Source organism: Xanthomonas sp. XNM01, from assembly GCF_014851915.1.
In the GTDB taxonomy this organism is placed as follows: Bacteria; Pseudomonadota; Gammaproteobacteria; order Xanthomonadales; family Xanthomonadaceae; genus Pseudoxanthomonas.
On sequence record NZ_JACVAP010000002.1, the window covers coordinates 630,270 to 646,604 of the forward strand.

Consider the following 16,335-nt stretch of genomic DNA (forward strand, 5'->3'; position numbering starts at 1 on the left):
CAGTCGCATCGTCATGCATGGCGGTCGGCCTCGGGCGGCCTCCTGCAGGCGCCCCGATATTGTCGGCGCATGTCTGGAGCGTGCGTCAGTGACGCGCCAGGCGCGAGGGCTCGATCCTGTAGGAGCGGCTGCAGCCGCGACCGCCATGCGTCCGTCGTTGCAGTCGCATCGTCATGCATGGCGGTCGGCATTGGGCGGCCTCCTGCAGGTGCCCCGATACTGTCGGCGCATGTCTGGAGCGTGCGTCAGTGACGCGCCAGGCGCGAGGGCTCGATCCTGTAGGAGCGGCTGCAGCCGCGGCGGCCACGCGTCCGTCGTGACAGTCGCATCGTCATGCATGGCGGTCGGCCTCGAGCGGCCTCCTACAGGCGCTCCGACACTGTTGGCGCGTGTCTTCGGCGTGCGTCAGTGACGCACCGCATCACGCGGCGCCTCCTACTTCATGATGCTTCGACGCTTTTCGTCGATCCACTTGGACGCCTGCGCCGGTTCATACGTCCGCATCCACGCCAGCATCGCGTCGATGTCGCTGCCGTACCAGAGATCGGCGCGCTGGTCGGGGTGCAGGAAGCGCTCTTCGACCATGCGGTCGATCATCCCGATCAGCGGGGCGTAGAAGCCGTCGATGTCGAGGAAAGCGCAGGGCTTGCTGCCGATGCCGAGCTGACGCCAGGTCAGCATCTCGAAGATCTCCTCCATCGTGCCGAAGCCGCCGGGCAGGGCGACGAAGGCGTCGGAGAGCTCGAACATGCGCATCTTGCGCTCGTGCATCGAGCCGACGATCTCCAGCTCGGTCAGGCCACGATGCGCCACTTCCCAGTCGGCCAGCTGCTTTGGGATCACGCCGGTGACTTCGCCGCCGCCGGCGAGCACGGCATTGGCGACCGTGCCCATCAGGCCGACGTTGCCGCCGCCGTAGACCAGGCGCAGGCCATCCCTGGCCAGGCGATCGCCTAGGGCGATCGCGCGTTCGGTGTAGATGGGTTTGCTGCCGGCGTTGGAGCCGCAATAGACGCAGAGGGAGCGCATGTCAGAGTCCGGAGGAGAGTGGGGCGGGAGCGGGCGTCGGCGCCGGGCGGCCGCATGCGACCTCCTCGACCACGCCACCGCTGGAACGGATGCTGGAGATGAGGGGACGGTTCCGGGCGTCGACGCTGTTCCAGGCATCGATCGCGTAGCTGCCTGCGGGTGGCTGCCCGTCGGGGCCTGCCTCCGCATGCCCGGAGAGCGTGCTGTCGGGATCGCGGCCCATCGTGGCCAGTGCGTCCCGGTAGGACATGCCGACGCGCACCAGCGCACAGCGGTCATGGGCGGGACGGGCGTTTTCGATGACGGGCTCGGTCATGGCATGGGCACCGGATGACAGCGTGCAGAGCAGCAGGACGGGCAGGAGAACGGGAGGAAGGCAGGTTCGCATCGAGTGGGGTCCCCAAAACGCAACGGCCCGGGGCGAGCCCGGGCCGTTCTGGTGCCTGCGCGGCGATCAGTTCGCCTTGTGGATCGCGCGCTTGTCGACCGCCATCGCCGCGTCGTGGACGACCTCGGACAGCGAGGGATGCGCGTGGCAGATCCGGGCCAGGTCGTCGGCCGAGCCGCTGAACTCCATCGTCAGCACGCCCTCGTGGACCAGCTCGGAGACGTTGACGCCGACCAGGTGCATGCCCAGCACGCGATCGGTTTCGGCATGCGCCAGCACCTTCACGAAACCGGCCGGTTCGGCCATCGCCACCGCACGGCCGTTGGCGGCGAACGGGAAGCTGCCGGCCTTGTACGGAATGCCCTCGGCCTTCAGCTGCTGCTCGGTCTTGCCGGCCCAGGCCAGTTCCGGCTCGGTGTAGATGACCCACGGGATGGTGTCGAAGTTGACGTGGCCCGGCAGGCCTGCGATCAGCTCGGCCACCGCGACGCCTTCCTCGAAGCCCTTGTGCGCGAGCATCGGGCCGCGCACGCAGTCGCCGACCGCCCAGATGCCGTCGACGCCGGTGTGGCAGTGGTCGTCGACCTCGATCTGGCCACGCTCGGTCAGCTTCACGCCGGTGCCCTCGGCCAGCAGGCCCTTGGACGCGGCCTTGCGGCCCACGGCGACCAGCAGCTTGTCGACGGTCAGGGTCTGCTCGCCGGCGCCGTCGGTGTAGCTGACGACGACTTCCTTCTTCTTGCCCTTGCCGGTGACTTCGGTCTTGCTGACCTTGGCGCCCAGCTTGATGTCCAGGCCCTGCTTCTTGAATTCCTTCAGCGCGACCTTGCCGACTTCGGCATCGGCGGCGGCCAGGAAGTCCGGCAGCGCCTCGAGGATGGTGACCTCGGCGCCCAGGCGCTTCCACACGCTGCCCAGCTCCAGGCCGATCACGCCGGCGCCGATCACGGCCAGGCGCTTGGGGACTTCGGTGAAATCCAGCGCGCCGACGTTGTCGACGATGGTCTCGCCGTCGAACTTCGCGAACGGCAGTTCGATCGAATCCGAACCGGCGGCGATGATGATGTTGGTGCCGGTCAGCTCGACCTCGGTGCCGTCGTGCTGGGCGACCTTGACCAGGCGGTTCGGGTGCAGGGTGGCGAAGCCGTAGTACGGCGCGACCTTGTTGGCCTTGAACAGCTGGGCGATGCCGCCGGTGAACTGCTTGACGATCTTGTCCTTGCGGCCAACCATCGCCTCGACGTCGATCTTCGCGTCCTTGAAGCTGATGCCATGGTCGCCAAAGATGTGGCCCATGTTCCAGAACTGGCGCGAGGAATCGAGCAGCGCCTTGGACGGGATGCAGCCCACGCGCAGGCAGGTGCCGCCGAGGGCGGGCTTGCCGTCCTTGCCGAGCGCCGCGTCGATGCAGGCGGTCTTCAGGCCCAGCTGGGCGGCGCGGATGGCGGCGTGGTAACCGGCCGGGCCGGCACCGATGACGACGACGTCGAAGTGCTGTTGTTCGCTCATGGACAGAAACCTTTTGCTGGATGTCTGGCGCTCATCGCGTGATGAGGCGGTACATGGCGAAGGGAAGGGTGGCGCGCCACCTCTCTCCCTCGCCATCGAGCGCGCCAGGCGCGCTCCCTTGACGCTTCCCGGCCCTTACAGGCTCAGCAGCATGCGGTGCGGGTTCTCGAGCTGGTTCTTGATGTCCACCAGGAACAGCACCGCGTCCTTGCCGTCGATGATGCGGTGATCGTAGGAGATCGCGATGTACATCATCGGCGCGATCACGATCTGGCCGTTCTCCACCACCGGACGCTCCTTGATGGCGTGCATGCCCAGGATCGCGCTCTGCGGCGGGTTGACGATCGGGGTCGACATCAGCGAGCCGAAGGTGCCGCCGTTGGTGATGGTGAAGGTGCCGCCCTGCAGGTCGTCCAGGCCCAGCTTGCCGTCGCGCGCCTTCTTGGCGTACTCGGCGATGCCCTGCTCGATCTCGGCGAAGCCCAGGCGCTCGACGTTGCGCAGCACCGGGGTCACCAGGCCCTTCTCGGTCGACACGGCGATCGAGATGTCGGCGTAGCCGTGGTAGATGATGTCGTCCTTGTCCACCGAGGCGTTGATGATCGGATAGCGCTGCAGCGCGTTGGCGGCGGCCTTGGCGAAGAAGCTCATGAAGCCGAGCTTGATGCCGTGCTCCTTCTGGAACTGCTCGCCGAGTTCCTTGCGCAGCGCCATCACCTTGCCCAGGTTGACCTCGTTGAACGAGGTCAGCATCGCGATCGAGTCCTTGGACTGCATCAGGCGCGAGGCGATGGTCTTGCGGATGCGGGTCATCGGCACGCGCTCTTCCGGACGTGCGCCGCCGGCCTTGCCGGCGCCGCCGTTCTTCGCGTAGTTGATCAGGTCTTCCTTGGTCACCGCGCCACGACGGCCGGTGCCGTCGACCTGCGACGGATCGATGCCTTCCTTCGCGGCGGTGAAGCGCGCGCCCGGCGGCAGCTCGCCACCGGCGGACTTGGCGGCCGGTGCCGGAGCGGCGGCCTTGGCCGGCGCAGCGGCCGGGGCGGCAGCGGCAGGCGCCTCGGCCTTGGCTTCGGCGGCCGGAGTTGCCTCGGCGACCGCACCTTCCTCGATCACGGCCAGGACCTGCGAGCTGGTGACGGTGTCGCCTTCCTGGAACTTGATCTCCTTGAGCACGCCGTCGACCGGCGAGGGCACCTCGAGGACCACCTTGTCGGTCTCCAGGTCGACCAGGTTCTCGTCGCGCTTGACCGCCTGGCCGGCCTTCTTGTGCCAGCTGGCGATGGTGGCGTCGGATACGGATTCGGGGAGGACCGGAACTTTGACTTCGGTGGCCATGGGGCGTCCTGAGCGTGTGTTTTCTGAGTCGGAAGGAGGGGCGTCTTACTCGGCAGCGATGTGGCTGCCGAGCGGGTTGACCAGCGCGTCGGCGACCAGCTTCAGCTGCTCCTCGACGTGGTCGGCGAAGTGGCCGACGGCCGGCGACGGCGAACGGGTGCGGCCGGCGTAGTGCAGGCCCTGGCCGTCGGCCAGCACGGCCTGCAGGTGATGCTTGATCTGATACCAGGCGCCCTGGTTCTGCGGCTCTTCCTGGCACCAGACGACCTCGGTGGCCTTGCCGTACTTCTTCAGCTCGGCGGCCAGCAGTTCGCGCGGGAACGGGTAGAGCTGCTCGACGCGGACCAGGGCGACGTCGTCCTGGCCACGCTTGGTCGCGTCCTCGAGCAGGTCGTAGTAGACCTTGCCCGAGCACAGCACCACGCGCTTGACCTTCTTCGGGTCGGCCTTGGCATCGGGGATCAGGTGCTGGAACTCGCCGTTGGCCAGCTCGTCCAGGGTCGACACGGCCAGCTTGTGGCGCAGCAGCGACTTGGGCGACATCACCACCAGCGGCTTGCGGGTGGTCATGCGCATCTGCCGGCGCAGCATGTGGAAGCACTGGGCCGGCGTGGTCGGCACGCAGACCAGCATGTTCTCCAGCGCGCACAGCTGCAGGAAGCGCTCCAGGCGCGCCGAGCTGTGTTCCGGGCCCTGGCCCTCGTAGCCGTGCGGCAGCAGCAGGGTCAGGCCGGAGATGCGGCCCCACTTGGCCTCGCCGGAGGCGATGAACTGGTCGATCACCACCTGCGCGCCGTTGGCGAAGTCGCCGAACTGGCCTTCCCAGATGTCCAGCGTGTTGGGATCGGTGGTCGAGAAGCCGTACTCGAACGCCATCACCGCCTCCTCGCTGAGCAGCGAGTCGATCACGGTGACCGTTTCCGGCGCATCCACCAGCTGGCGCAGCGGCAGGTAGTAGTTGTCGGTCTGCTGGTCGTGCAGCACCGCGTGGCGGTGGAAGAACGTGCCACGGCCGGCATCCTGGCCGACCAGGCGCAGGCTGTGGCCTTCGTCGAGCAGCGCCGCGTAGGCCAGGTTTTCGGCGAAGCCCCAGTCGCCCGGGATCTCGCCGGCCGCCATCTTGCGGCGATCCTCGTAGATCTTGGCGACACGGGCGTGCAGAGTGACGCCTTCGGGGATCGTGGTGATGACCTTGGCCAGTGCCTTGAGCTTGTCGGCATCGAAGGTCGTGTCGACCGCATCGGACAGCTTGCCCGACAGGTACCTGGACCAGTCGATGGTCAGCTCGTAGTCCTCCGGCTTGGAGGTCGACAGCTCGGTGGTGACTTCGCCGGCGTCGAGCTTGTTGCGGTAGGCATCGGCCAGCGCCTTGCCCCCGTCCTTGGCGAGGACGCCGGCCGATTCGAGCTTGGCCGCATACATCTCGCGCGTGGTCGGGTGCTTGCGGATGGTCTGGTACATGACCGGCTGGGTCGCCGCCGGCTCGTCGGCCTCGTTGTGGCCCCAGCGGCGGTAGCAGACCAGGTCGATGACCACGTCCTTCTTGAACTGCTGGCGGAAGTCGTAGGCCAGGTTGGCCACGTACAGCACCGCTTCCGGGTCGTCGCCGTTCACGTGGAAGACCGGTGCGCCGACCATCTTGGCGACGTCGGTGCAGTACAGCGTGGAGCGCGCGTCTTCCTTGTTGCTGGTGGTGAAGCCGACCTGGTTGTTGATCACCACGTGCAGCGTGCCGCCGACCGCGAAGCCGCGGGCCTGCGACATCTGGAACAGCTCCATCACCACGCCCTGGCCGGCGAACGCGGCGTCGCCGTGGATCAGGATCGGCAGGACCTGCGCGCGCTCGGTGTCGCCACGACGCTCCTGGCGCGAACGCACCGAACCGGCGACCACCGGGTCGACGATCTCCAGGTGCGAGGGGTTGAACGCCAGGGCCAGGTGGACCGGCGCGCCCGGGGTCGCGATGTCGGCCGAGAAGCCCATGTGGTACTTCACGTCGCCGGCGCTGGCGCGCTCGTCGTGCTCGAACTTGCCTTCGAACTCGTCGAACAGCTTGCGCGGGTTCTTGCCCAGCGTGTTGACCAGGACGTTGAGGCGGCCGCGGTGGGCCATGCCGATCACGATGTCCTTGACCCGGTCGCCGCCGGCCTTGCGGATCATGCCGTCGAGCAGCGGGATCAGCGAATCGCCGCCCTCCAGCGAGAACCGCTTCTGGCCGACGTACTTGGTGTGCAGGTAGCGTTCCAGGCCCTCGGCGGCGGTCAGCCGCTCGAGCACGCGCTGCTTGGCCTCGGCGCTGAGGTTGTAGTCGCCGCCGGCGGCCTCCAGGCGCTGGTACAGCCACTGGCGCTGCTCGACCTCGGAGATGTGCATGAACTCCGCACCGACCGGGCCGGTGTAGGTGGCCTTCAGCCGGGCCAGCAGGTCGCGCAGCTTCATGCGCGGCTGGCCGGCGATGCCGCCGGTGCTGAACTCGCTGTCCAGGTCGCGTTCGGACAGGTTGTGGAACGGCAGGCCCAGATCCGGCGGATTCATCGGCGGAGTCAGGCCGAGCGGATCGAGGTTCGCGCCCAGGTGTCCGCGGTAGCGGTAGGCGGTGATCAGGCGGCCGACGTTGCGCTCGCGCTCGTCGCCGGCACCGGCCGTCGCGGCGCTGGTGCCATGGCTGGTGGCCTGGCGCGCGGCCTCGGCCACGTGGGCGATGACGGCCGAATGCGGGATGTCGCCGGCCTCGCGGCCCTTGAAACCATCGAAGTAGGTTTTCCACTTCGGGTCGACGCTATCGGGGGAGACCAGGTACTGCTCGTACAGGTCCTCAAGGTAGGCGGCATTGCTGCCGAGTTGCGAAGACTGTGCGAACTGCTTGAGTAGATTGTCCACGATGGAGGTCGTCTGGATGGGAATGCGGCCCTTGAGGCCCGCCGGACGGACCGACACGGGCGCGACAGCCGCAAAAGTATACCCCCAATGCTTTTGGCTGCGGGCTTAGTCGTTTGGCGAATGCGCCTGCGGAGGCGGCCGTGGCCTGCTGCGGTTCACAGTTCGAGCGCGCGCAGCGCGCTGCACGCGCCGGCGCGTTCCCATACGGGATCGAAGCGTGCGCGCAGCTGGCGCGCGGCCACCGGCGCATCGACGCCGGCCTCGCCCTCGAAGCGATGGCCGAGCGGCCGGAACAGGCTGCCGGCGGTGTCGTTGAAGGCATAGGCGGCCGGATAGGCCAGGTCCGACGGTTCGCTGATCTGGCGGAAGGCGAACACACTGGGCAGGCGCTGGGCCAGCCCGATCAACGGCGCGCGGCCACGCTGTGGCGCGTCCACGTCCTGCAGCAGGATCCGGACCTGGCGGTCGCGACCGCCGGTCGCGAAGCGGCGCAGCGCATCGACCACCTCGCCGCGGTCGAGCAGGCCCGGGTCGAGTGCGCGGCTGTAGAGGCCCAGGCTCCGCCGCGCGCTGGCGGCCAGGCCGAGCAGCGCGGCCGCCGCGGCATCGGCGTCCTCGCAGGCGACCAGCCCGTCGAGCCGGCGCTGCATCGCGCGATGCTCGATGCCGGCCTCGGTGAAGCGCGGACCATGCGGGATGAAGCCGCCGCGGGCATAGAAGTCCAGCGCGTGGACCTGCGCATGCAGCCCGATCACCGGCCAGCCCAGCTGCCGTGCCTGCGCGACCAGGGCGGCGAGCATGGCCTCGCCGACGCCCTGGCCGCGGCTGTCCTCCAGTACCGCCATCCGGCCGATCCGGCGTTCCGGGGTGAGCCGGGCGGTCCCGATCGGGCGGCCCCCGCGTGCGCGGGCGAGGACATGCACGCTGAGCGGATCCAGCGCATCGCGTTCGAGCCCGGCCGGCACGCCCTGGCCGAGCACGAACACGGTCTCGCGCAGCGCATGCACTTCGACGTGGTCACGGGCGTAGTCGGCCACGACGACATCGAAGTGCGGGCTCATGCCTGGCCGTCTCCGTCGTCGGCATCCTCGTCCCCGGCCTCGTCGGCCAGCACGTAGAAGCCGGCCTGCTGCAGGGTCAGCACCGCCGCGCGGCCCTGTGCGCCCAGCGCGGCGTAGGCGGGTGCGTCGATCGTGTCCAGGTCGGCCAGGCGGCGCGCGTCGGCCACGCCCATCGCCAGGCTGCGGCCGCTGCAGAACAGCGTGGCGCCGCGGGTGTTGCGGCGCCAGGCCAGCCGCGCCCACGGATGCCGCGACAGGGTCATGCCGGCCGCCAGCGCCTGCTCCAGGTCGCCGTGGTCCAGCTGCGGGCCGTGCGCCATCACATCGCCGGCGGCGCGGTAGTTGGTGATGAAACGGCCGAACCAGTCGCCGAGGCGGTCGGGGTCGTTCATGCGGATGGCGTTGAGCGCCTCGACCACGCGGTTCATCGAGGACACGTCGATCTCGTTCGGATCGGCCGGCACCGCCAAGTCCTCGTCGTGGTAGCGGATCGCCTCGTCGGCGTCGATCAGCACCTCGTCCAGCCAGTCGCCCATCAGCTCGGACGAGGATGGCGCGCGCATGCCGACCGAGAAGGTCAGGCACGGATCCTCGGCCACGCCGTGGTGCGGCACCAGCGGCGGCAGGTACAGCATGTCGCCCGGCGCCAGCACCCAGTCGTGGGTGGGGGTGAACTCGCGCAGCAGCTTGATCGCCACGTCGTCACGGAACTCCAGCGACGGCGCCCCGCGGCCCATCGCCACGCTGGAGTCGATCATCCAGCGGCGGTGGCCGTGGGCCTGCAGCAGGAACACGTCGTAATGGTCGACATGCGCGCCGACCGAGCCGCCGGTGGCGGCGAAGCTGATCATGATGTCGTCGATGCGCCAGCGCGGCAGGAAGCGGAACTGCTCCAGCAACGCGCGCACGTCCGGGTCCCAGCGGTCGACGTCCTGGACCAGCAGGGTCCAGTCGTGGTCGGGCAGGCCGGGGAAGTCCTCCTCCTGGAACGGTCCAGTGCGCACGTTCCAGGCGCCGCTGTGGCGGTCGTGCTGGATCAGGCGTGCCAGTACGCCGTCCTCGCAGGCCAGGCCGGCCAGGTCCTCGGGCATCACCGGCGTCTGGAAATCCGGGAACGCGTTGCGGATCAGCAGCGGGCGCTTGTGCCAGTAATCGCGCAGGAACCGGGCGGCCGGCATGCCCAGTGGATGGGCGCGGGTGGCCTGGATCTCGAACGGCAGGGACGGAGCGGCGGTCTTCTTCTTCATCGGGATGCTGGCGGTGGCCGAGGGCGGCGAGGCGCGCATTGTCGCCCACCTGCGCGGCGTCCGCCTTGCGCTGGAGCAAGACGGCGCGCGAACGCCGCCGCCCTGCACCCGGTCAGATCACGCGGTTGCCGGTGCCGGTGTCCTCCAGCGCCGGGCTGTTGCTGGTATTGACCGAATTGCGGTCGCCATCGAAGCGCACGCTGCGCAGGGTGCGGCCGAGCACGGTGTTCTCGCTGCCGCCGATGCGGACCTGGCCGGCATCGGTGAGGTTGAGCGTGTTGCCGTTGCCGCTGACCTCGATCGTCTCCACTTCCTCGTTGAGCACGGTGAAGCGGTCGCCCCGCACCCGGATGCTGCGGGCCTTGTCCAGGTTCAGCGAGCCGTTGCTGGCGCTGATCACGACCTCGCCGCACTGGCCGTGGATGACCAGGCGACTGTCGTGGCGGGTGATGTGCAGGTCCTTGCCGCCACAGTCGGCGCCGGAGGCGGGGTCGGTGAGGGCGGTGGCCGCCTCGGCGGCGGAGGTGATGCCGGTGCTGGCCGGGTGCTCGCCGCAGGCGGTGGTCGACAGCAGGAGCAGCAGCGCGGACGCGGTTCGAATCGGACTGGCCATCCCGAGGGTCCCAAGTGGAGATGGCCGGATGCTCGCAGCGCCGATGTTCAGCCGCCGTCAGCGCTGTCCGCTTCCTGGCGCAGGCGGGCCTCGAGCCGGGTGCGACCGCCATCGGCATAGGCCTGGCAGGCGCCGGGTTCGGACAGGGGGCGGTCGGCGCCCGGGCCCAGCCGCGACCACAGCGCGCTGGCCGATGGGTGCGGTGTCAGCAGGATGTCGCAGGGCAGGGCGGCGACATCGGCCAGGGTCTGGCGGAAGGCAGCCACTGCGGCCGGGTCGTCGCTGTAGCGGTACTGGTCGTCGGTGAAGGCGGTGATGCTGTCGACGTAGGCGATGTCCAGGCAGCGGTCCGCCTCGCAGGAGCGCCAGGTCCAGCTGGTGCCGCCGGGGGTGTGGCCAGGCGTGGCATGCGCGGTCAGCCGGTTGCCGCCCAGTTCCAGCACCCGGCCGGCCTCGATCGGCTGGACGGTGCCGACCGCGGGGAAGGGCTTGAGCGTGAGCAACTGCGGGTCGCGGCGATCGCTGCTGCCGCGGGCGACGACCTCGGCGGCCACGCCACGGGCCAGCACCGGCGCACCGGTGGCGCGCTGCAGCGCGGCCAGACCGCCGGCGTGGTCCATGTGCTCGTGCGAGAACACGATGGCGCGCACGTCGGCGGGATCGAAACCGAGGGCGCGGATGTTGGCCAGGATCAGCGGCGCGGCGCGTTCGGTCGCGGCGTCGACCAGCACGTGGCCCTGCGGCGAGGTCACCAGCAGCGCGCCCAGACCGCAGGTGCCGACGTACCAGGTGTTGCCGTGGACGTGGTACGGCGACGAAGGATCGTTCCAGCCGGCATCGGCGGCACAGGGGGCGGCCGGCGCGGGCGTGGCCGCAGCGGAACCCGGCGCTTCGGCGAAGGCCGGGAACGCCGCGATGGCCAGCAGCAGGCAGGACAGGTATCGGGTCATGACGCGATCTCTTCGTAGCCGCGGCCGACGAACTGGAGCAGGCACCAGCCATGGCCCCAGGGGTCGGCCAGGCGGACGATGCGGCCCCAGGGCGTCTCGCGGATCGGGGTTTCCTGGAGCAGGCCGGCGGCCAGCGCGCGCTCCAGTGCGGGTTCGAGCAGTTCGACCACCACATCCAGATGGATGGGCGTCCAGTGGCGGTCGTAGTCGCGCAGGGAGCCGGCGGCGGCGAGACTGCCGCCGGCATTGGCCAGCAGATAGAGCGGCGCCTGCGCGCCGAGCAGTTCCACGCCGGCATCGCCGAAGCGGCGCGCCGGCCGCAGCCCGAAGGCCCGGCAGTACAGTGCCTCAGCGGCGGGCAGGTCGGGAACGTCGATGTTGATCAGCAGGTGCATGGCGGAACTCCGGGGCCCATCGCAATGCCGCTGCACGGTCCGCATGCCCGGCCACCGCGTGCACGATGGCCGGGACCGCGCCGGCGTCAGATCGCCTTCGCCAGCCGTTCGGCCAGGCCGGCATAGCCACCCGGGGTCAGCTCACGCAGGCGCTGCCTGGCGTCTTCCGGCAGTTCCAGCGATTCGACGAAGGCACGCATCGACTCGGCGGTGATGCCCTGGCCGCGGGTCAGCGCCTTCAGCTGCTCGTAGGGGTTGGGCAGGCCGTGGCGGCGCATCACCGTCTGCACGGCCTCGGCCAGCACTTCCCAGGACGCGTCGAGGTCGGCGTCCAGGCGCTGCGGATTCACTTCCAGCTTGCCCAGGCCCTTGGCCAGCGAGTCCAGCGCGACCTGGGTGTGGCCGAACGCAGTGCCCAGCGCACGCAGCACGGTGGAGTCGGTCAGGTCGCGCTGCCAGCGGCTGATCGGCAGCTTGGCGCTGAAATGCTCGAACAGCGCGTTGGCGATGCCGAAGTTGCCTTCGGCGTTCTCGAAGTCGATCGGATTGACCTTGTGCGGCATCGTCGACGAGCCGACTTCGCCTTCCTTCAGGCGCTGCTTGAAGTAGCCCAGCGAGATGTAGCCCCAGATGTCGCGCGACAGGTCGACCAGGATGGTGTTGGCGCGGCGCGCGGCGTCGCCGATCTCGGCGATGGTGTCGTGCGGCTCGATCTGGGTGGTGTAGGGATTGAACACCAGGCCCAGGCCGGTGACGAAGCGTTCGGCGAAGGCCGGCCAGTCCACGTCCGGATAGGACACGACGTGGGCGTTGTAGTTGCCGACCGCGCCGTTGATCTTGCCGGTCAGCTCGACCGCGGCGATCTGCCGGGTCTGGCGTTCCAGGCGCGCGACGACATTGGCGATCTCCTTGCCCAGCGTGGTCGGCGAGGCGGTCTGGCCATGGGTACGCGACAGCATCGGCTGCGCGGCCTGGGCGTGGGCCAGCGCGCGCAGGCTGGCGGCGATGCCTTCGAATGCCGGCAGCAGCACTTCGCGGCGGGCCTGCTCGAGCATCAACCCGTAGGACAGGTTGTTGATGTCCTCGCTGGTGCAGGCGAAGTGCACGAACTCCAGCGCGGGCCCCAGCTCGGCATCGGCCTTCAGCTGCTCCTTGATGAAGTACTCCACGGCCTTGACGTCGTGGTTGGTGGTGCGTTCGATCTCCTTGACCCTTGCTGCCTGGGCCGGGCTGAAACCGGACGCCAGCGCGCGCAGGCGCAACTGGGCGGCGTCGGAGAACGGCGCCAGCTCGACGATGCCCGGCTCGGCGGCCAGCGCCAGCAGCCACTCGATCTCGACGGTGACGCGGGCCTTGATCAGACCGTACTCGGAGAAGATCGGGCGCAGCGCATCGACCTTGGACGCGTAGCGGCCATCGAGCGGGGACAGGGCGAGCAGGGCGGCTTCTGGACGAGTCGGATCCGACATGGCGGTCAGGCTGGGCAGCGTAGGGAGCCGGCTAGTGTAAGGGCAACGCCCACGAGGCGGGTCCGGGAGCCGTGCGGCCGGCGTCCGGATGCCCCGGCCGCGGCATCGCCGCTGGCCCGTCGGCCACGGCGGTCCCGGCCGCCTGGCGTATGCTGGCCGGCCCCAGCCAGCCGCCGTGTGTCATCCGGCAGCCCGCCGTAATCCATTACGCCAACACTGGAGACGGTTCATGAGCAAGACCCCGCGCGCGCCGAAGAAGACGCGTACTCCCGACGACACCGCACCGGCCCGCACCCGCATCGAGCACGACAGCATGGGCGAGCTGCGGGTGCCCGCCGACGCCCTGTGGGGCGCGCAGACCCAGCGCGCGGTGCAGAACTTCCCGGTCTCCGGCCAGCCGATGCCGCGCGGCTTCATCCGCGCGCTGGGCCTGGTCAAGGCCGCCGCGGCCGAGGTCAATGCCGGCCTGGGCCTGCTGCCCAAGGGCGTGGCCAGAACGGTCAGCGCCGCCGCGCTGGAAGTGGCCGACGGCCAGCATGACGCGCACTTCCCGGTCGATGTCTACCAGACCGGCTCGGGCACCTCGTCGAACATGAACGCCAACGAGGTCATCGCCACGCTTGCTACCCGCAGCGGCAGGGCCGGCAAGGTCGCCGTCCACCCCAACGACCACGTCAACCTGGGCCAGAGTTCGAACGACGTGGTCCCGACCGCGATCCGGGTCGCCGCCCAGCTGGCGGTGGTCGAGGATCTGCTGCCGTCGCTGAAACACCTGCGCCGCACCATCGACAGGCGCGCCAGGGCGCTGCAGAAGGTGGTCAAGACCGGCCGCACCCACCTGATGGATGCGATGCCGCTGACCTTCGGCCAGGAGTTCGGGGCGTGGTCTTCGCAGATCGCCTCGGCGGAAGGCCGCATCACCGACGCGCTGGCGCGGCTGCGCCGGCTGCCACTGGGTGGCACTGCGATCGGCAGCGGCATCAATGCCGATCCGCGTTTCGGCGCACGTGCGGCCAAGGCGCTGTCGACGCTGTCGGGGACCCGTTTCGAAAGCGCGGCGGACAAGTTCGAAGGCCTGGCCGCGCAGGACGATGCGGTCGAGCTGTCCGGCCAGCTCAACGCGCTGGCCGTGGCCCTGATCAAGATCGCCAACGACCTGCGCTGGATGAATGCCGGTCCGCTGGCCGGCCTGGGCGAAATCGAACTGCCAGCGCTGCAGCCGGGCAGCTCGATCATGCCGGGCAAGGTCAATCCGGTGATTCCGGAGGCCACGGTGATGGCGGCCGCGCAGGTGATCGGCCACCACACCGCGATCACCGTCGCCGGCCAGACCGGCAACTTCCAGCTCAACGTGACCCTGCCGCTGATCGCGGCCAACCTGCTCGACTCGATCAGGCTGCTGGCCAACGTGTCGCGGCTGCTGGCCGACTCGGCCATCGACGGGCTGGTGGTCCGCCAGGACCGCGTGCAGGAGGCGCTGGCGCGCAATCCGATCCTGGTGACCGCGCTGAACCCGGTGATCGGCTACGAGAAGGGCGCGGCGATCGCCAAGCAGGCCTACAAGCAGGGCCGGCCGGTGCTGGAGGTGGCGGTCGAGGTCACCGGTCTGCCGGAGAAGACCCTGCGCGCGCTGCTGGACCCGGCGGTGCTGGCCAAGGGCGGGATCCACGGCAAGCCGGGCGGTGGCGGCGGCTGAGGCCAGCCGCGTCGGCGATGCTCCGGTTGCTGCACGCGCGAGCGCAGCAACCGTGAGCTGCACCGCCCGCGTCGCAGCCGGCAGCGACGCGATGCGCCGGGCCGGTCAGCGGCGCGCGGCGGCGGCGTCCGCTTCGGCAGCGGCGTCCATCGCCGGCGCATCGGCCTCGACCCTGGCCGCTGCATCGGCGTTGCCAGCCGTGGAGCGGTCGGGGGCCTGGGTCAGCGCCTCGCCGGTCTGGCCGCCGGCCTCGTCGTTTCCGGCATGCCTGGTGCGGCAGCCGCTGACGTCGCTGGCGTCCATCGTGGCGTAGGGCGCGAAGGCCGGCAGCGCGGCGGCCACGGCCTGCTGCGATGCGAGCAGGTCCGGCAGCAGATCACAGATCTTCTGCGCCTCGGCTTCCATCCGCGCGCCCTCGGCCTCCATCTGCTTGCTGAACTCCTCGCTGTTGCCGCCGAGCAGGCTCTTGAGCGCGCCCCCGGCGGCCCGGGTGCCGAGGTTGGCGCCCTGCATGCCGATCGCGATCCCGGCTTCGGCCACCTTCACGATGTTGCCGCGATGGGCCAGCAGCAGCGCGCGCTGCGTCTCGTCCACCGGCACCGGCTTGCCATCGATCAGCAGGTCGCCGCGCGGGCTGATCTTGGCCTTGGTCTCGCCTTCGCCGACGTCGATGTCGGCGTCGGCCAGCTCCCGCCGGGCGCGTTCGATCGCGTCGCGCGAGGTTTTGCCCATCGCGTCGGCCGCGGCGGCAGTGGCCTGCTGGGCCGCGCTGCGGGCGGTGTCGGCCGGCTGGCAGGCAGCCATCGGCAGCAGGGCGACGAGCAGCAGGGTGCGGGTGATGGTCATGGCAGTGTCCCCTTGGTGATGTCAGCGCTTGCGCGGCAGGTCGACCCCGCCGCTGACGGTGCGGTGGGCAACGTCGCCGCTGCCCAGCGAACGGACGCTGAGCCGGCCGCGCACGTCGCGCACGTCCAGGTCGCCCGAACCGATGGAGCCGATGCGGACGTCGCCGTCGATGTCGGCGAGGGTAGCGTCGCCCGAGCCGATCGACTCGATGCGCACGTTGCCGCGTGCACCGGCGAGCTCGAAATCGCCCGAGCCGATGCTGCCGACCTCGACCTGGCCGCCGATGTTGCGCGCGATGAAATCGCCCGAGCCGATCGAGCCGGCCGCCAGGCTCGCGGCACCGTCGACCATGACGTCGCCCGAGCCCACCTTCGCCACCACGGGGCCGCGCACGTTGCGCACCTCCAGGTCCCCGGAGCCGACCGTCGCGTCCAGCGAGGCGATCCCGGTGACGTGCACGTCACCCGAGCCCATCGCCAGCTGCACCGCGATGCCGGCAGGGACGCTGCCGCTCAGGTCCAGATACGCATGGCTGTCGCCGAGCGACAGGCCGATGTTGCCGGCGTCGCGTGCGGCGCGTACGACCAGCGTGTCGCCGCGCTTTTCCTGGGTCAGCGTCAGCTGTTCCAGCCAGGACGCCTTGGCCGCGCAGGCGCGGCCGGTGACGGCATGCGCACCGCCGGGGAGGGCGTCCAGCCGCAGCGTGTGCTGCGCGGTTTCGAAGCGGACCGACGTCACGCCCGCCAGATCCAGCTGCAGCGCGCGCGGTGCCGAGTGCGTGCAGTGCTCCGCGGCGATCGCGCCGAGCGGCATCAGGCAGGCCAGGGCGGTGGCGAGGCCAAGCATGGTCTTGTTCATGGATCGGGACACTCCTTGAGGATGGCGGCAGGCGGCAGGCGGCAGGCGCGCGCCGG

14 protein-coding genes are annotated in these 16,335 nt (G+C 69.9%); 1 reads left to right on the forward strand and 13 read right to left on the reverse strand.

Annotated features, from left to right (window positions below):
* Positions 1–435: 435 nt before the first annotated feature.
* From IB242_RS10525 to purB, 11 genes are all read right to left on the reverse strand, one after another.
* Positions 436–1,029 carry a TIGR00730 family Rossman fold protein gene (locus IB242_RS10525; protein WP_192278910.1) on the reverse strand — a complete coding sequence of 198 codons (594 nt, stop codon included), beginning with the start codon at positions 1,027–1,029 and terminating at the stop codon, positions 436–438.
* 1 nt (position 1,030) lies between these two features.
* Positions 1,031–1,345 carry a hypothetical protein gene (locus tag IB242_RS10530; protein ID WP_192278912.1) on the reverse strand — a complete coding sequence of 105 codons (315 nt, stop codon included), beginning with the start codon at positions 1,343–1,345 and terminating at the stop codon, positions 1,031–1,033.
* A gap of 138 nt (positions 1,346–1,483) precedes the next feature.
* The gene (lpdA, locus tag IB242_RS10535; protein WP_192278914.1) at positions 1,484–2,926 is read right to left on the reverse strand and encodes a dihydrolipoyl dehydrogenase; all 1,443 of its coding nucleotides are present in this window, start codon (positions 2,924–2,926) and stop codon (positions 1,484–1,486) included.
* 135 nt (positions 2,927–3,061) lie between these two features.
* On the reverse strand, positions 3,062–4,264 hold the full coding sequence (gene sucB / locus IB242_RS10540) for a dihydrolipoyllysine-residue succinyltransferase (RefSeq protein WP_192278916.1): 1,203 nt from the start codon (positions 4,262–4,264) through the stop codon (positions 3,062–3,064).
* Positions 4,265–4,309: 45 nt separating this feature from the next.
* Positions 4,310–7,144 carry a 2-oxoglutarate dehydrogenase E1 component gene (locus IB242_RS10545; protein WP_192279284.1) on the reverse strand — a complete coding sequence of 945 codons (2,835 nt, stop codon included), beginning with the start codon at positions 7,142–7,144 and terminating at the stop codon, positions 4,310–4,312.
* A gap of 155 nt (positions 7,145–7,299) precedes the next feature.
* Positions 7,300–8,205 carry a GNAT family N-acetyltransferase gene (locus IB242_RS10550; protein ID WP_192278918.1) on the reverse strand — a complete coding sequence of 302 codons (906 nt, stop codon included), beginning with the start codon at positions 8,203–8,205 and terminating at the stop codon, positions 7,300–7,302.
* A complete protein-coding gene (locus IB242_RS10555; RefSeq protein ID WP_192279286.1) occupies positions 8,202–9,452 on the reverse strand; it encodes a cupin domain-containing protein in 1,251 nt (416 codons plus the stop codon). Before IB242_RS10555 ends, IB242_RS10550 begins: the two co-directional genes overlap by 4 nt.
* 112 nt (positions 9,453–9,564) lie before the next feature.
* Positions 9,565–10,065 (reverse strand): DUF3060 domain-containing protein, encoded by a 501-nt coding sequence (locus IB242_RS10560; protein WP_192278919.1) that lies wholly within the window; start codon positions 10,063–10,065, stop codon positions 9,565–9,567.
* A gap of 47 nt (positions 10,066–10,112) precedes the next feature.
* Positions 10,113–11,015: a subclass B3 metallo-beta-lactamase gene (gene bla / locus IB242_RS10565; RefSeq protein ID WP_192278921.1), complete on the reverse strand. Its 903-nt coding sequence runs from the start codon at positions 11,013–11,015 to the stop codon at positions 10,113–10,115.
* On the reverse strand, positions 11,012–11,410 hold the full coding sequence (locus tag IB242_RS10570) for a VOC family protein (protein ID WP_192278923.1): 399 nt from the start codon (positions 11,408–11,410) through the stop codon (positions 11,012–11,014). The genes bla and IB242_RS10570 overlap by 4 nt, the downstream gene beginning before the upstream one ends.
* 86 nt (positions 11,411–11,496) lie before the next feature.
* A complete protein-coding gene (gene purB / locus IB242_RS10575) occupies positions 11,497–12,879 on the reverse strand; it encodes an adenylosuccinate lyase (RefSeq protein WP_192278925.1) in 1,383 nt (460 codons plus the stop codon).
* Between the two features lie 313 nt (positions 12,880–13,192).
* On the opposite strand from purB, the gene IB242_RS10580 reads away from it, so the two are divergent.
* The gene (locus IB242_RS10580) at positions 13,193–14,575 is read left to right on the forward strand and encodes a class II fumarate hydratase (protein ID WP_225540503.1); all 1,383 of its coding nucleotides are present in this window, start codon (positions 13,193–13,195) and stop codon (positions 14,573–14,575) included.
* A gap of 105 nt (positions 14,576–14,680) precedes the next feature.
* On the opposite strand, the gene IB242_RS10585 is transcribed toward IB242_RS10580, so the two are convergent.
* Positions 14,681–15,421 carry a hypothetical protein gene (locus tag IB242_RS10585; RefSeq protein WP_192278929.1) on the reverse strand — a complete coding sequence of 247 codons (741 nt, stop codon included), beginning with the start codon at positions 15,419–15,421 and terminating at the stop codon, positions 14,681–14,683.
* 21 nt (positions 15,422–15,442) lie between these two features.
* Positions 15,443–16,279: a DUF4097 family beta strand repeat-containing protein gene (locus IB242_RS10590; RefSeq protein ID WP_192278931.1), complete on the reverse strand. Its 837-nt coding sequence runs from the start codon at positions 16,277–16,279 to the stop codon at positions 15,443–15,445.
* Positions 16,280–16,335 lie beyond the last annotated feature (56 nt).

Excerpts from the sequence above, each read along its gene's own strand:
- lpdA (WP_192278914.1), bottom strand. The coding sequence starts at position 2,926 with ATGAGCGAACAACAGCACTTCGACGTCGTCGTCATCGGTGCCGGCCCG.
- purB (WP_192278925.1), bottom strand. The coding sequence starts at position 12,879 with ATGTCGGATCCGACTCGTCCAGAAGCCGCCCTGCTCGCCCTGTCCCCG.
- bla (WP_192278921.1), bottom strand. The coding sequence starts at position 11,015 with ATGACCCGATACCTGTCCTGCCTGCTGCTGGCCATCGCGGCGTTCCCG.
- IB242_RS10580 (WP_225540503.1), top strand. The coding sequence starts at position 13,193 with ATGGGCGAGCTGCGGGTGCCCGCCGACGCCCTGTGGGGCGCGCAGACC.
- IB242_RS10555 (WP_192279286.1), bottom strand. The coding sequence starts at position 9,452 with ATGAAGAAGAAGACCGCCGCTCCGTCCCTGCCGTTCGAGATCCAGGCC.
- IB242_RS10560 (WP_192278919.1), bottom strand. The coding sequence starts at position 10,065 with ATGGCCAGTCCGATTCGAACCGCGTCCGCGCTGCTGCTCCTGCTGTCG.
- IB242_RS10530 (WP_192278912.1), bottom strand. The coding sequence starts at position 1,345 with ATGACCGAGCCCGTCATCGAAAACGCCCGTCCCGCCCATGACCGCTGT.
- sucB (WP_192278916.1), bottom strand. The coding sequence starts at position 4,264 with ATGGCCACCGAAGTCAAAGTTCCGGTCCTCCCCGAATCCGTATCCGAC.
- IB242_RS10550 (WP_192278918.1), bottom strand. The coding sequence starts at position 8,205 with ATGAGCCCGCACTTCGATGTCGTCGTGGCCGACTACGCCCGTGACCAC.
- IB242_RS10590 (WP_192278931.1), bottom strand. The coding sequence starts at position 16,279 with ATGAACAAGACCATGCTTGGCCTCGCCACCGCCCTGGCCTGCCTGATG.
- IB242_RS10570 (WP_192278923.1), bottom strand. The coding sequence starts at position 11,410 with ATGCACCTGCTGATCAACATCGACGTTCCCGACCTGCCCGCCGCTGAG.
- IB242_RS10525 (WP_192278910.1), bottom strand. The coding sequence starts at position 1,029 with ATGCGCTCCCTCTGCGTCTATTGCGGCTCCAACGCCGGCAGCAAACCC.
- IB242_RS10585 (WP_192278929.1), bottom strand. The coding sequence starts at position 15,421 with ATGACCATCACCCGCACCCTGCTGCTCGTCGCCCTGCTGCCGATGGCT.